At 70.4% G+C, this 13,351-nt stretch carries 15 protein-coding genes; 6 read left to right on the forward strand and 9 right to left on the reverse strand.

Features of this window, described 5'->3' with window-relative positions; translation table 11 throughout:
• Positions 1-2: 2 nt before the first annotated feature.
• Positions 3-941, reverse strand: a complete 939-nt coding sequence (locus DEI85_RS14785) for a PrsW family intramembrane metalloprotease (protein ID WP_110862378.1) — start codon at positions 939-941, stop codon at positions 3-5.
• Between the two features lie 74 nt (positions 942-1,015).
• On the opposite strand from DEI85_RS14785, the gene DEI85_RS14790 reads away from it, so the two are divergent.
• The 6 genes from DEI85_RS14790 (at position 1,016) to DEI85_RS14815 (ending at position 5,142) form a co-directional block, all read left to right on the forward strand.
• Positions 1,016-1,285, forward strand: coding sequence for a glutaredoxin family protein (locus DEI85_RS14790; RefSeq protein ID WP_111124050.1), 270 nt, complete (start codon positions 1,016-1,018; stop codon positions 1,283-1,285).
• Positions 1,286-1,431: 146 nt separating this feature from the next.
• A complete protein-coding gene (locus DEI85_RS14795) occupies positions 1,432-2,316 on the forward strand; it encodes an amidohydrolase family protein (protein WP_111124029.1) in 885 nt (294 codons plus the stop codon).
• Positions 2,317-2,358: 42 nt separating this feature from the next.
• Positions 2,359-3,207, forward strand: coding sequence for a fumarylacetoacetate hydrolase family protein (locus DEI85_RS14800; protein WP_111124028.1), 849 nt, complete (start codon positions 2,359-2,361; stop codon positions 3,205-3,207).
• Positions 3,207-3,992: an SDR family NAD(P)-dependent oxidoreductase gene (locus DEI85_RS14805; RefSeq protein ID WP_110862380.1), complete on the forward strand. Its 786-nt coding sequence runs from the start codon at positions 3,207-3,209 to the stop codon at positions 3,990-3,992. Before DEI85_RS14800 ends, DEI85_RS14805 begins: the two co-directional genes overlap by 1 nt.
• A 100-nt stretch (positions 3,993-4,092) precedes the next feature.
• Positions 4,093-4,770 (forward strand): FadR/GntR family transcriptional regulator, encoded by a 678-nt coding sequence (locus DEI85_RS14810; protein ID WP_110862381.1) that lies wholly within the window; start codon positions 4,093-4,095, stop codon positions 4,768-4,770.
• 96 nt (positions 4,771-4,866) lie between these two features.
• The gene (locus DEI85_RS14815) at positions 4,867-5,142 is read left to right on the forward strand and encodes a GlsB/YeaQ/YmgE family stress response membrane protein (RefSeq protein WP_027466577.1); all 276 of its coding nucleotides are present in this window, start codon (positions 4,867-4,869) and stop codon (positions 5,140-5,142) included.
• A 90-nt stretch (positions 5,143-5,232) separates the two neighbouring features.
• Here DEI85_RS14815 and DEI85_RS14820 read toward each other — a convergent pair whose 3' ends face one another.
• The 8 genes from DEI85_RS14820 to DEI85_RS14855 form a co-directional block, all read right to left on the reverse strand.
• On the reverse strand, positions 5,233-6,195 hold the full coding sequence (locus DEI85_RS14820; protein WP_110862382.1) for an aldo/keto reductase: 963 nt from the start codon (positions 6,193-6,195) through the stop codon (positions 5,233-5,235).
• Positions 6,192-6,512: an L-rhamnose mutarotase gene (locus tag DEI85_RS14825; RefSeq protein WP_110862383.1), complete on the reverse strand. Its 321-nt coding sequence runs from the start codon at positions 6,510-6,512 to the stop codon at positions 6,192-6,194. Before DEI85_RS14825 ends, DEI85_RS14820 begins: the two co-directional genes overlap by 4 nt.
• Positions 6,512-7,837 (reverse strand): alpha-L-fucosidase, encoded by a 1,326-nt coding sequence (locus DEI85_RS14830; RefSeq protein WP_110862384.1) that lies wholly within the window; start codon positions 7,835-7,837, stop codon positions 6,512-6,514. Before DEI85_RS14830 ends, DEI85_RS14825 begins: the two co-directional genes overlap by 1 nt.
• 50 nt (positions 7,838-7,887) lie before the next feature.
• On the reverse strand, positions 7,888-8,778 hold the full coding sequence (locus DEI85_RS14835) for a carbohydrate ABC transporter permease (RefSeq protein ID WP_110862385.1): 891 nt from the start codon (positions 8,776-8,778) through the stop codon (positions 7,888-7,890).
• The gene (locus DEI85_RS14840; protein WP_111091292.1) at positions 8,771-9,745 is read right to left on the reverse strand and encodes a carbohydrate ABC transporter permease; all 975 of its coding nucleotides are present in this window, start codon (positions 9,743-9,745) and stop codon (positions 8,771-8,773) included. The genes DEI85_RS14835 and DEI85_RS14840 overlap by 8 nt, the downstream gene beginning before the upstream one ends.
• Positions 9,746-9,853: 108 nt before the next feature.
• Positions 9,854-11,089, reverse strand: a complete 1,236-nt coding sequence (locus DEI85_RS14845; RefSeq protein ID WP_258376385.1) for an ABC transporter substrate-binding protein — start codon at positions 11,087-11,089, stop codon at positions 9,854-9,856.
• A gap of 44 nt (positions 11,090-11,133) precedes the next feature.
• On the reverse strand, positions 11,134-12,471 hold the full coding sequence (locus DEI85_RS14850) for an enolase C-terminal domain-like protein (protein WP_111124026.1): 1,338 nt from the start codon (positions 12,469-12,471) through the stop codon (positions 11,134-11,136).
• Between the two features lie 240 nt (positions 12,472-12,711).
• Positions 12,712-13,305 carry a TetR/AcrR family transcriptional regulator gene (locus DEI85_RS14855; protein WP_111124049.1) on the reverse strand — a complete coding sequence of 198 codons (594 nt, stop codon included), beginning with the start codon at positions 13,303-13,305 and terminating at the stop codon, positions 12,712-12,714.
• Between the last annotated feature and the right edge of the window lie 46 nt (positions 13,306-13,351).

Here is a 13,351-nt window from a genome sequence, read left to right on the forward strand (position 1 = left end):
GCTCAGCGCAGGTGGCCGGGTCCTGGCGTCGTGTCCCAGCCGTCGGGTGTCGGCTCGGCCGGGGTTCGCCCGCGGTGGTGGCGGAGCACACCGACGAGCACGGCCACCCCGATCAGGCTCACGATCGCGAGCCCGATCACGTAGACGGTCGTCACGATCCCGCCGACCGCCGCGGGGACCATGCCGTACTGCGCGGCCGAGAACGGGACCCCGGACACGACGAACGCGATCAACGTGGCGATGGTGCCGTTCGCGTCCCACAGCCCGTGCAGCACCGAGACCACCACGTACGCGACGATCGGCGGCCACGACCAGTGGAAGCGGGCACGCCCGGTGGCCGCACCGAAGAGCACCGCACCGAGGATCGCGGTCCAGAGCACGTGCCCGACCGGCGCCAGCACCGCGCGGACCACCTCGGTCTGCAGGAGCGACGCCAGGTCGATCCCCCGGGCCGTGATCGCCGCGTTGAAGGCGTAGCCGGCGGACTCGAACGCGGCGAACCCGGCCCCGATCGTCGCGCCGAGCAGCGCACCCTGCCTCGCCGTCTTCGGGCGGACGCGCCACCCCACGACGACGAGCAGGACGCCCTTCACGAACTCCTCGACGAACCCGACGACCAGGTACAGCCCGGCTCCCTGCTCCAGGTCGGCCTCGAGCAGCGACGCCCCGAGCACCCCGAGGATCCCGCCCACGAAGAACGCCGTGACGAGCTGCATGGTGCTGACCGTGCCGGTGACCCGTTCGATCACGAACAGCACGACGGTGAACGGCACGAGGAAGCTGCCGAGCAGGATGATCGTCGGCACGAGGTTCGTGTTCTGCGTCGACACCGTGACGATGATCGTGACGACCCACAGCACGAAGCCGACGAGCAGGGTCTTCCACCACCAGCCGTGGCGGTGGTGGGGGTGTGCGACGGGCGTGTCCCAGGGCAGGCTCATGGGCACATCGTGCTCCGGGCAGGGCGAGGGGCGTCACGGGAATGCCCGGCGGTGCTCCGACGTACTCTCTGCACATGAGCGATGTGACGACTGCCCCCGACCGCGTGACCATGTTCGGCGCCGACTGGTGCCGCGACTGCCGTCGGTCCAAGGCGCTGCTCGACACCCTCGGCGTGGACTACGAGTACGTCGACGTGGAGCAGGACCTGTCCGCCGCCGACCGTGCCGAGGCGATCAGCGGCCGGAAGAACATCCCCGTCGTGGTGCTGCCCAACGGCAAGCACTTCGTCGAGCCGTCCGACGCCGAGCTGCGGGCCGAACTCGAGGCCTCGGGCATCGTCTGATCGGCGCTCGCCCCTGCGACTCCACGCGCTCAGCGACACCTCACGCGCCGCGGCGTCCGTGAGGTGTCGTTGAGCGCGAAAGGTCGCCGCATCGGCGGCACCGGCCCCACCGGGCGGACATCGGATGAATCGGGCATCATGATCGCGTGATCATCGACGCTCACCACCACCTCTGGGATCCCGCCGACCGGTCGTACCCCTGGATGGACGACTCGGTCGCTCCGATCCGCCGCCGGTTCGACGTGGACGACCTGATCGCCGCCGCCCGGGGCACCGACGTCACCCGGACGATCGTCGTGCAGGCCGTGCACGACCCCGGCGAGACCGCGTGGCTCCTCGAGCAGCCCGAGCCGGTCGCCGGCGTCGTCGGCTGGGTGGACCTGACCGCCCCCGACGTCGCCGACCGGATCGCCGCCGTCGTCGCGCGACCCGGTGGCGACCGGCTGGTCGGCAACCGCCTGGTCGGCATCCGGCACCAGGCGCAGGACGAACCGGACCCGGACTGGCTCGCCCGGCCCGAGGTCGTCCGCGGGGTCCGCGCCGTGGCCGCCGCCGGCCTGGTGTTCGACGTGCTCGTCCGCGCGCGGGAGCACCGCGCAGCCCTCACGCTGCTCGACGCCGTGCCCGAGGGCTCGTTCGTCCTCGACCACGCCGGCAAACCCGACATCGCGGGCGGGGACCCCGGGTGGCCGGGCCGGATCGACGACTTCGCCGCGCGTCCGAACGTGACCTGCAAGGTGTCCGGACTGTTCACCGAGGCCGGCGCGGAGTGGCGACGGCAGCCCGTCGACCGGTACGCCCGGCAGGTGATCGAGTGCTTCGGCCCGGAGCGGTCGCTGTTCGGGTCCGACTGGCCGGTCTCGACGCTCGCCACGACGTACGACGACGTCGTGTTGCGAACCACCGAAGCGCTGGGCGACCTGTCCCCGGACGAACGGCAGGCGGTCCTCGGCGGGACGGCGGAGCGCACCTACCTGCACGGCAGGACCCTCAGCACCCGGAACCTTGTCGGAGCCCCGGACCAGACATAGGATGTCTCTGGTTGCGCCGGTGCAGCCGGAGAGCGAGGAACGATGCAGTTCGCACGACTCGGCCCCGCGGGCGGCGAGATCCCCGTCGCGGTCGACTCCGACGGCGAGGTCCTCGACCTCCGCCCGATCACGACCGACATCAGCGGGGCGTTCCTGGCGTCCGACCCGGTCACCCGCGTCCGGCACGCGCGGAGCGCCGGCGACGTCCGAGCGCTCCCCGACGCCGAGGGCCTCCGCCGCGGCGCACCGGTGGCACGCCCCGGCAAGGTCGTCTGCATCGGTCTGAACTACCGCGACCACGCCGCCGAGACCGGTGCCGAGATCCCGACCGAGCCGATCGTGTTCATGAAGGACCCGATGACGGTGATCGGCCCGCACGACGAGGTCCTGATCCCCCGCGGCAGCGAGAAGACCGACTGGGAGATCGAGCTCGCCGTCGTCATCGGGCGGACCGCCCGCTACTGCGACTCCGACGAGGCCGCGAGCGCCTGCATCGCCGGGTACGCCATCGCGAACGACGTCTCCGAACGGGCCTTCCAGCTCGAGCGGGGCGGGCAGTGGGACAAGGGGAAGTCCTGCGAGACGTTCAACCCCCTCGGCCCGTGGCTGGTCACCCCCGACCAGGTCGACCCGGCGGCGCTCGCGCTCCGGCTCACCGTCAACGGAGTGGTCCGCCAGGACGGCACCACGGCCGACATGATCTTCCGACCCGTCGAGATCGTCCGGTACCTGTCGCAGTTCATGGTGCTGTACCCGGGCGACGTCATCAGCACCGGCACCCCGGCCGGGGTCGCCCTCGCCGGGCACGCGCCGTACCTGCGGCCCGGCGACGTGGTCGAGCTCACCGCCGACGGGCTGGGTTCGCAGCGCCAGACGGTGGGAGCAGCCTGATGGCCGACACGACCGCCCAGACCGGCACGACCGGAAGGCCCGGCAGCCACGCGGGTCTCCGCGCGATCGTCACCGGCGGCGCCTCCGGCATCGGCGCGGCCATCGCGGCCGCACTCCAGGAACGCGGCGCAGCGGTCGCGGTGCTCGACCTGCAACCGTCCACCGCCGAGGGGGTCGTCTCCGTCACCTGCGACGTGTCGTCCGACGAGTCCGTCCGTGCAGCCGTCGCCTCGGCGGTCGACCAGCTCGGGGGTCTCGACCTGCTCGTGAACAACGCCGGCATCGGCGCCCAGGGGACGGTGGAGGACAACACCGACGACGAATGGCGACGCGTGTACGAGGTCAACGTGCTCGGCGCCGTGCGCCTGTCCCGCGCCGCACTCCCCCACCTCCGAGCGTCGGACAGCGCGAGCATCGTCAACACGTGCTCCGTCGCGGCCACCGCCGGGCTGCCCCAGCGGGCGCTCTACTCCGCCACGAAGGGGGCGATCTCCGCACTCACCCGTGCGATGGCCGCCGACCACGTCCGCGAGGGCATCCGGGTCAACGCCGTCAACCCCGGTACCGCGGACACCCCGTGGGTTGCACGACTCCTGTCATCCGCGGACGACCCGGCCGCCGAACGCGCCGCGCTCGAGGCACGTCAGCCGCACGGACGCCTGGTGCAGGCGGCGGAGGTCGCCGAGGCGGTCGCCTACCTGACGAGCCCGCTCGCCCGGTCGACGACGGGCGTCGAGCTGGCGGTCGACGGCGGGATGCAGGCGCTCCGGCTGCGGCCGGCCTGATGGTCGCCCCGCGGCTCCGCCGCACCGGCCTGGAGGCCCGTCCCGGGTATCGTCGGGACGTCCCGTCGCGCACGCGGCCGGGTCCACAGGAGGTGGTGACGTGGCGTCGTTGACCGACGATGCGATCGCACGCATCCAGCAGATGATCGTCAGCGGCGAGCTCCAACCCGGCCAGCGTCTCCCGCCCGAGAAGGAACTGAGCGAGTCGCTCGGACTGTCCCGCAACAGCCTCCGCGAAGCGGTGAAGGCGCTCGAGCTCATCCGGGTGCTCGACGTCCGACGCGGCGACGGCACCTACGTGACGTCGCTCGAACCGGGCGTCCTGCTCGAGGCGGTGTCGTTCGTCGTCGACATGCACCACGACCGGTCGCTCGTCGACCTGCTCGAGGTGCGCCGCATCCTGGAACCGGCGTCCGCCGTCCTGGCGACGGCCCGCGCCACGGAGCAGCAGATCGACGAGCTCGCGACCCTGATGCAGTCCGTCGGCGAGGACACCGGCGTCGAGGACCTCGTCGCCCACGACCTGCTGTTCCACTCGACCATCGCGGGCATCGGCGGCAACCAGTACCTGTCCGGGCTGCTCGACGCGCTGTCGAGCAAGACGGTGCGGGTGCGGGTGTGGCGCGGACTGACGCAGAACGGGTCGGTGCAGCGGACGCTCGACGAGCACGCGGCCATCGTCGACGCCATCCGGCGCCGGGATCCGCAGCTCGTGCAGGCCCTCGTCGTGTCGCACGTGGAAGGTGTCGAGCGCTGGTTGCGACGCTCACTCGACTGAACCCGACAGTCCTCCCAGGAACCTCGGAGTTGTGTCAGTCCTCGGCCCTGACTCCGGCAACCATGCCGCGGCAACCGCACCCACGAGGAGGACACCGTGCTCGGTCTCATCATCAGCTTGATCATCATCGGACTCATCGCCGGCGCTCTCGCCCGGCTCATCATCCCCGGCAAGCAGAACATCGGCATCCTCATGACGATCGTCCTGGGCATCGTCGGTTCGTTCGTCGGCGGGTTCCTGGGGTTCCTGATCTTCCAGCACGACCCGATGGACGGCTTCTTCCAGCCGGCCGGCATCATCGGCTCGATCATCGGTGCCATCATCGTGCTGTTCATCTACACGCGGGTCGCCGGCCGCGGTTCGCGTCGCTAGGCACCACGCTGCCGGTCCGACCGGCGCACCACCGAAGGCACCCCGAACCACGCAACCGCGTGGTTCTGGGTGCCTTTCCTCGTGCGCGGGTCAGACCGCTAGCAGGCCGCCCGCGCGCAGGTCGTCCCACAGCGCCTCCGGCACGTGGGCGGCGGACCGGGCGACGTTCGAGCGCACCTGGTCGGCGGACTGCGCTCCGAGGGCGATCGCCGCGACCGCCGGGGCCCGGCGTGGGAACGCCAGCGCAGCCTCGGGCAACGTGACCGCGTGGCGCTCGCACACGTCGGCGATGGCGTTCGCCCGGTCGATGAGCGCCGCCGGCGCCTCGGCGTAGTCGTAGGTCGACCCCACCGCGGGTCGCTCCTGCCCGAGCAACCCCGAGTTGTAGACACCGACCGCCACCACGGCGACGCCGAGCGCAGCGCACCGCGCCACCAACGCCGCCCCGGGCTGCTCGAGCAGGGTGTACCGACCGGCGAGCATGACGACGTCGCAGAGCCCGGTGTCGACGGCCGCCGACAACGCCTCGACCGAGTTCGACCCGACCCCGACCGCCCGCACCACGCCCTCGTCGCGCAGCTCGGCGAGCGTCGGGAGCGCCTGGGTCAGGCCGTCGGTGAGCGAGTAGACGTCCGGGTCGTGCAGGTAGGCGACGTCGACGTGGTCGAGCCCGAGCCGTCCGAGCGACTCGTCGAGCGACCGCCGCACGCCCGACGGCGACGGATCCCACTGCCGCACGGTGTCGTTCGGCACCGCGAAGCCGCCGGAGGCCAGGTCGTCGCCGTCGCCACGGCCCGGCACGAGCAGCCGTCCGACCTTGGTCGACACGAGGAAGTCCTGCCGGGGGCGTCCGGCGAGCGCCACCCCGAGTCGTCGTTCGGACAGGCCGAGGCCGTAGTGCGGCGCGGTGTCGAACCCGCGCACCCCGGCGTCCCAGGCAGCGTCGACCGTAGCGCGGGCGTCGTCGTCGGACACCGGGCGGAGCAGGTTGCCGATCCCGGCGCCGCCCAGCCAGAACGGTCCACGGTCGAACTCCTGAGCGGATTGCGTCATGCCTGTCCTTCCAGGGTCCAGACGAGCGGGATCCCGTCGTCGTCGCCCGAGTAGTCGTCGTCCGCTTCGAGCAGGGGGTTGATGACCGCCTGCCAGGCCGCGTTCACCGGGTCGTCCGCCAGCGCGCGGCGCATCGCACGGTAGTCCTCGACCTCGATCAGGTGCACCAGGTCCTGCCCGTCGCGCCAGATGCTCCAGTTCGACACCCCGGCGGACCGCAGCCGGTCGGCCAGTGCGGGCGGGATCGCCGCGTGCGCCTGCTCGTAGTCGGACTCCCGTCCGGGCCGCAGCCGGGTGCGCGAGAGGATCCGCTGCATCAGTCGCGCAGGAAAAGCTCGACGACCGGCACGGCGACGTCGGGTCGCACGATCGGCAGCGTCAGGGTGAGCGTGCCTGCGGGCTGGCCGCCGAGACCGGTGTTCTGCGCCCGGGTGCCCGGTGGGATCTCGCGGAAGTGGATCTCCGACGCGTCGTTGAGCAGCTGCGCGTACGCCACCTTGCCGGCGAGGTCCGGCAGGTGCACGTGCTCGAACGGCCACGCGAACAGGTGCAGGTACAGGCGGTTGCCGTTCTGCGTGTAGACGGTGTTCCGCGGGGCGACGAACCGCGAGGGCCCGGCGCCGTACACCGAGCGGGCGTGCTGTCGCATCCACGTCCCGATGCCGTCGAGCGTCTGCCGCGAGACCCCGTCGAACTCGCCGCGACCGGTCGGTCCGATGTTGAGCAGCATGTTCCCGTTGTTCGAGACGCCGTCGACGAGCATGCGGACGAGCAGGTCGACCGGCTTCAGGTTCGTGTTGTCACGGTCGTAGCCCCACGAACCGTTCAGCGTCTGGCAGGCCTCCCACGGCACCGGGACGCCGTCGACCTCCATCGGCTTGTCGGGCTGGTACTGCTCCGGGGTGACCAGGTCGCCGGGGATGTCGAGCCGGTCGTTCACGATGATGCCGGGCTGCAGGCGCTTCGTCAGCGCCATGAGCTCCTCGGAGCCCCACTCGTCCTGGCCCTTGCCGCCCCAGATGTCCTCGTGGTCGTTGTCCCGGTACGAGAAGTCGTAGAACAGGTAGTCGACCTGCCCGTAGTCCGTCAGGAGTTCCTCGATCTGCCCGTGCAGGTACTCCCGGTACCGGGTCATGTCGCGCCCCTCGTTCAGCGCCGTGATCGCCTGCTCGCCGTCGTCCCGCCGCGGGTGCACGCCGTCGACGGTGAAGTCCGGGTGGTGCCAGTCGATCAGCGAGTGGTAGAAACCGACGCGCAGCCCCTCGGCACGGACGGCGTCGACGAACTCCCGGACGATGTCCCGGCCGAAGGGGGTGTTCGTGGACTTGTAGTCGGTGAGCGCGGTGTCCCACAGGCAGAAGCCCTCGTGGTGCTTCGTCGTGAGGACGACGTACTTCATCCCCGCCTGTCGTGCCCGACGCGCCCAGTCCGCTGCGTCGAACAGGTCCGGGTCGAAGTGGTCGAAGTACTTCTGGTAGTCCTCGTCGGTGATCCGTTCGCGGTTCTTCACCCACTCGTGCCGTGCCGGCAGGGCGTACAGCCCCCAGTGGATGAACATGCCGAACCGGTCGTGGGAGAACCACGCGGGGAACCCCGCGGCGTCGGTCGCGGTCTGCGGCTCTGCAGGTGCGGTGATGGTCATGTGGCCAGTGTTCCTTTCAGGGGAGGACGAGGGGAGACGCCACGGCAGCGCTACCGGCCGCCGAGGCCGCTGGTGACGATGCCCTTGACGAGGTGCTTCTGGAGCAGGATCAGCAGGATCACGGTGGGCAGCATCGAGATCACCGACGCCGCCATCACGAGGTTCCACTCGGAGCCCTGCTGCCCGAAGAACTGCTGCAGGCCGAGCGGGATGGTGCCGCGGGCCTCGACGTCGTTGACGATGACGAGCGGCCAGAGGAACGAGTTCCAGTACGCGATGAACGAGAACACGGCGAGGACCGCCATCGTGGGTCGGGCGAGCGGGAGCATCACCGAGAAGAACGTCCGGATCGCTCCGGCACCGTCCACCCGTGCAGCGTCGTCGAGCTCCTGCGGCACGGTGAGGAAGAACTGCCGCACCAGGAACGCGCCGAGGGCCGTGAACGCCCACGGGATGATGAGCGCCTGGAAGGTGTCGACCCACCCGAAGCCCTGCATCATCACGTACATCGGGATCACGAGCACGTCCTGCGGGATCATCAGCGTCGCGAGGAACAGGATGAACACCGTGTTCCGGCCGCGCCACCGCAATCGCGAGAACGCGTAGCCGGACAGCACCGCGACGGCGACGTTGATCGCCGTCCCCGCCGCGGCGACGAAGACGCCGTTCAGGATGAACCGGGCGAACGGCAGGTACGTGAACGCCTGCGCGTAGTTGCCCCACTCGATGGACGAGCCCCACAGCGTCGGCGGTGTGGTGAACACGTCGGCCGACGGCTTCAGGCTCGTCGCCACCATGTAGATGAGCGGCGAGACGAACAGCAGGGCCACCAGGCACAGCAGCACGTAGCCCACCGCGTGGCGCACCCGGCCGGACTGCCGGTGCGTGCGGGGCAGCGCCCGCGGGTTGATCGTCCGGTTGGACGAGGTCAGCTCAGTCATAGTGCACCCACCGCTTCTGTCCGAGGAACTGGATGGCCGTGATGCCGAGGATGATGACGAACAGCACCCACGCCCCGGCCGACGCGAGCCCGAGCTGCTGGGTCTGGAACCCGGTGTTGTAGATGTACTGCACCAGGGTCTCGGTGGCGGTGCCCGGGCCGCCCTTCGTCAGGACGAACGGCTGGACGAACACCTGGAACGAGGTGATCAGGGTCATCATCGTGGCGAAGAAGATCGACGGCGAGATGAGCGGGAACTTGATCCGCCAGAACATCTGCCACGCGTTTGCCCCGTCGAGCGCTGCGGCCTCGATCTGGTTCTCCGGCACGGAGTCGAGCGCTGCCGAGAAGATCAGCATGTTGTAGCCGAACCCCTGCCAGACGCTCATCGCGACGACGGCGAGCATGGCCCAGTCGTCGTCGGCCAGGAAGTTCGGCGCGTTCACGCCGACGGTCGACTGCAGCGTCGCGTCGATGGCACCGCCCGGCTGGTACAGCATCCGCCAGACCACGACGTTCGCAACGATCGGCGTGATGGTCGGGATGAAGAACAGCACGCGGAAGACGTGCCGGTGGCGGATCTTCGGCGTGAGCCAGGCCGCGAGCCCCAGGGACACGACCAGGTTGAGCGGCACGTAGAGCACGACGAACAGCACCGTGTTCAGCGTCACCGTGCGGAAGATCGGGTCGGAGAACAGCTGCGCGTAGTTGGACAGGCCTGCCCACGAGCGTTCGCCGAGCATCGGCCAGTTCATGAAGCTCACGACGAGCGACGCGAGGATCGGGAACGCCGTGAACACGACGAGGCCGATCGAGTGCGGAGCGGCGAAGGCGGCGCCCCACCAGGAGCGGCGGCCGAGCTCGGCGTCGGCGCCGCTGTCCTTCCGGCGCGGGGCCGCGCCGGTCGCGACCGCGACCGCGGGGGCGGGCAGCGCCGCCTCGGCGGGTGGGTCCTGGATGGTGGTCATGCGACGACCTCCTCGTCGTTCGCGCGGTCCTGGTCAGGGGATGGGACGGACCGGGAGGCGCGGGGCGGGGTCGACCCGCGCCTTCCGTCCGTCAGGGGGTGACGCTCGTCACTGCGAGCCGAGCTGGCTCGCGATGGACGACATCGTCTCCTTGCCGGAGGTCTGTCCGTTCACCGCCTGCAGGGCGTACTGCGCGAAGAGCTGGTTGAGCTGGTCGCTCTGCTTGTTGCCGGGCAACGGGGTGGCGTTCTCGAGTCCGGTCTTCAGGGCGTCCTCGACCCCGTCGATGCCGGCGTTGTCGTACCAGGCCTGCTGCGCCGCGGTGCGTGCCGGGAAGGCGCGCCCCTGCTCGGCGAGCGAGGTGAGCGTGGCTTCGTTCGTCATCGTGGTGATGGCCTTGAACGCCTGCTCGGGGTACTTGCACTGCTTCGAGATGCCGAACCCCGACCCGGCGGCGAAGGAGCTGGGTCCGTCCGTGCCCGAGGGGATGGTCGTGATGCCGAGGTCGAACTTGACCTTGGCCTTCTGGCTGATGATCGACCAGGGGCCGTCGCTGTACATCGCGACGTCACCGGACACGAACGCGTTGTCGTCGGTGGAGCCGTCGGTGCTCGCCTGTGTGGCGTAGCCGTCCTTCACCAGACCGCCGATCCAGTCGAGCCCCTCGGCGAACTCCGCGTTCGAGGCGTCGAGCGTGCCGTCGTCCTCGATGACCCGACCGCCGTTGAAGCCGAGGATCATCGACTCGAGGGGGATGTCCTCGACGCTCGTGCCCCAGATCGGCGTGCCCGCGGCCTTGAGCTGCTTCGCGGCGTCCTCGAACTCGTCGACCGTCCAGCCCGGCTTCGGCTCGTCGACGCCCGCCTTCTCGAAGATGTCCTTGTTGTAGAACATGACCATGGGGCCGGTGTCGTACGGCAGTCCGTAGAGCTTGCCGTCGACCCGCATGCCGTCGAGCCCCGTTAGGTCGTACTCGCTCAGGTCGAGGTCGGCCTTCTTCGCCATGTCGTCGATCGGCACGAGAACGTCCGTGTAGTTCGCGGCGCGGAGCGACTGGATGCTCACGATGCAGGGTGCGGTGCCGGTGGACAGCTGGGTGCGGAGCTTGGTCCAGTAGTCGTTGAAGGGTGAGCCCTGGATCGAGACGTCCACGTCGTCGTCGGTCTTGACGGTGTCGGCGACCTTCTGCCACGCGGCCTTGTCCTCCTTCCCGGCGATCCACATGGCCCAGGTGAGGGAGTCCTCGGACTGGCCGTCGCTGGCGCTGCTGCCAGCGGAACAGCCGGTGAGCACGAGCACGGCAGCTGCTGCTGCCGCCAGCCCGGCGGTGCGTCGTCGTTGCATCGGTGTCTCCACTTCGTCGTGGTGATGGGGTGTGCGGTGGGTGTTCAGGCGACCCGGACGGCGTCCGGGACCCGATCGGGATCGGACTCGGCCCAGACCGGGCCGTCCGGGAACGCGTGGGTGGTCAGGGTGTCGGCGCGCATCTCGGTGCCGGCACCGGGCGCGGTCGGCGGCCAGTAGCGGCCGTCGTGGACGTCGACCGGGGTCACGAAGTGCTCGTGCAGGTGGTCGACGAACTCGATGCACCGGGTGTCGAGGTCACCGGTCAGGGCGACCGCGTCGAACATCGACAGGTGCTGCACCGCCTCGCACAGGCCGACCCCGCCGGCGTGCGGGCAGACACGGACGCCGTGCTTGGCGGCGAGGAGCAGGATCGCCAGGTTCTCGTTCACCCCGGCGACCCGGGTGGCGTCGATCTGCAGCACCGACATCGAACCGGCCTGGATCAACTGCTTCGCGATCACCCGGTTCGCCATGTGCTCCCCCGTCGCGACCGGGATCGGGGCGATGCGCCGGGCGATCTCGGCGTGGGCGAGGATGTCGTCCGGGCTCGTCGGTTCCTCGACCCACGCGACGTCGAAGGGGCGGAGTCGGTCGATCCATGCCACGGCCTCGTCGACGTCCCAGCGCTGGTTCGCGTCGATCGCGATCCGGATGTCCGGGCCCACGGTGGCGCGGGCGATGCCCATCCGGCGGACGTCCTCGCCCACGTCGCCGCCGACCTTGAGCTTGATCTGGGTGAACCCGTCGTCGACCGCTTCCCGGCACAGCCGCGCGAGCTTCTCGTCGTCGTAGCCGAGCCAACCCGGGGTCGTCGTGTAGGCGCGGTAGCCCTCGCGCTCCAGGCGCGCCCGGCGTTCGGCACGCATCGGTCGGGCGGCGCGGAACAGTTCGAGCGCCTCGGCCGGGGTGATCGCATCGGTCAGGTACCGGAAGTCCACCAGGTCGACGAGCTCCTCGGGGCTCAGGTCGGCGAGCAGTGCCCAGAGCGGCTGCCCCGCACGCTTCGCCCGGAGGTCCCACAGGGCGTTGACGACGGCGCCGATCGCCATGTGCATGACGCCCTTCTCCGGGCCGAGCCACCGCAGCTGCGAGTCGTGCACCATCGCGCGCCAGGTGCCGCCCATGTCGGCGAGGACGGCCTCGGCATCGGCACCGACGACGTGTCCACGAAGCGCCGCGATCGCCGATTCCTGCACCTCGTTGCCGCGGCCGATGGTGAAGACGAAGCCGGTGCCGACCAGGCCGTCGAGCGCGTCGGTGGTGATCTCGACGTAGGCGGCGGAGTAGTCGGGTGCGGGGTTCATGGCGTCGGACCCGTCGTGCTCGCGCGAGGTCGGGAACCGGATGTCGTGCACGTGCAGACCGGTGATGCGGCTCATCTGTGTCTCCTGCCGTCCGGTCTCCGTCGACCGAATGGTGCAATCAAAACATCCGATGTCTTGCGCGTCAAGAGGCTTGTTCTTGCTGTTCTGGCGAAAGTCATCGCGCAACCGTCCGATGACTGACGGCGCGACGGTGTGGACGCGACCACGGCCTGGAGGCGCGGTGCGAGTCGGACCCGCACCGCGCCTCCAGGCCGTGGTCGCCCCGCGCCGGGGACGACGCGATGGTCACGCTGGTCAGGCGGCGGCGAGCCGCCCCATCTCCCCGACGACCGCGCGCAGCCGCGCAGCCAGTTCGTCGCGGGAGCCGTCCGCCGATCGGTGGGCGGACTCGATCACGGCCGCCATCACGAGGGTGGTCGCGGTCCGCCCGGTGTCCTCGCCGACCCGCTCGGCGGCGACCGCCAGCACGGTCTGGCGCGCGTGGGCCATCCACTGCAGCATCGCCGGGACCATCTCGGGGCGTGCTCGGACGAGCTCCTTCATGCGCTGGCGGTCCGCCGGCAGGGAGACCGTCTGCGCGACGAGGTCACAGAGGTCGGCCACGAGCGGGCCCTCGGAACCGAGGAACACCGCACGCGCCTCGTCCGGCACCGTCGTCACCGGCAACCCGAGGGCGGCGTCGGCCTTCGACGGGAAGTAGTTGAAGAACGTCCGCGGGGAGACCCCGGCGTCCGCGCAGATCTGCTCGACGGTCACCCCGGCGAGCCCGTGGTTGGTGACGAGGGCGAGCGCCGACCGGTGGATGGCGGACCGGGTCTGCTGCTTCTTGCGCTCCCGCAGGCCGCAGTCGGTCGGGGCGGTGGCCTCGGTGGTGGTCGGCTGGTGCACGTGCTGCTCCTGGTTCGCGCGGTGCCGGGCCTCCGCGTCCTGCGAC

This window comes from Curtobacterium sp. MCBD17_026, from assembly GCF_003234895.2.
In the GTDB taxonomy this organism is placed as follows: Bacteria; Actinomycetota; Actinomycetes; order Actinomycetales; family Microbacteriaceae; genus Curtobacterium; species Curtobacterium flaccumfaciens.

Coding starts and splice junctions, on each gene's coding strand:
- DEI85_RS14785 (WP_110862378.1), bottom strand. CDS start 941: ATGAGCCTGCCCTGGGACACGCCCGTCGCACACCCCCACCACCGCCAC.
- DEI85_RS14790 (WP_111124050.1), top strand. CDS start 1,016: ATGAGCGATGTGACGACTGCCCCCGACCGCGTGACCATGTTCGGCGCC.
- DEI85_RS14800 (WP_111124028.1), top strand. CDS start 2,359: ATGCAGTTCGCACGACTCGGCCCCGCGGGCGGCGAGATCCCCGTCGCG.
- DEI85_RS14805 (WP_110862380.1), top strand. CDS start 3,207: ATGGCCGACACGACCGCCCAGACCGGCACGACCGGAAGGCCCGGCAGC.
- DEI85_RS14820 (WP_110862382.1), bottom strand. CDS start 6,195: ATGACGCAATCCGCTCAGGAGTTCGACCGTGGACCGTTCTGGCTGGGC.
- DEI85_RS14825 (WP_110862383.1), bottom strand. CDS start 6,512: ATGCAGCGGATCCTCTCGCGCACCCGGCTGCGGCCCGGACGGGAGTCC.
- DEI85_RS14830 (WP_110862384.1), bottom strand. CDS start 7,837: ATGACCATCACCGCACCTGCAGAGCCGCAGACCGCGACCGACGCCGCG.
- DEI85_RS14835 (WP_110862385.1), bottom strand. CDS start 8,778: ATGACTGAGCTGACCTCGTCCAACCGGACGATCAACCCGCGGGCGCTG.
- DEI85_RS14840 (WP_111091292.1), bottom strand. CDS start 9,745: ATGACCACCATCCAGGACCCACCCGCCGAGGCGGCGCTGCCCGCCCCC.
- DEI85_RS14845 (WP_258376385.1), bottom strand. CDS start 11,089: ATGCAACGACGACGCACCGCCGGGCTGGCGGCAGCAGCAGCTGCCGTG.
- DEI85_RS14850 (WP_111124026.1), bottom strand. CDS start 12,471: ATGAGCCGCATCACCGGTCTGCACGTGCACGACATCCGGTTCCCGACC.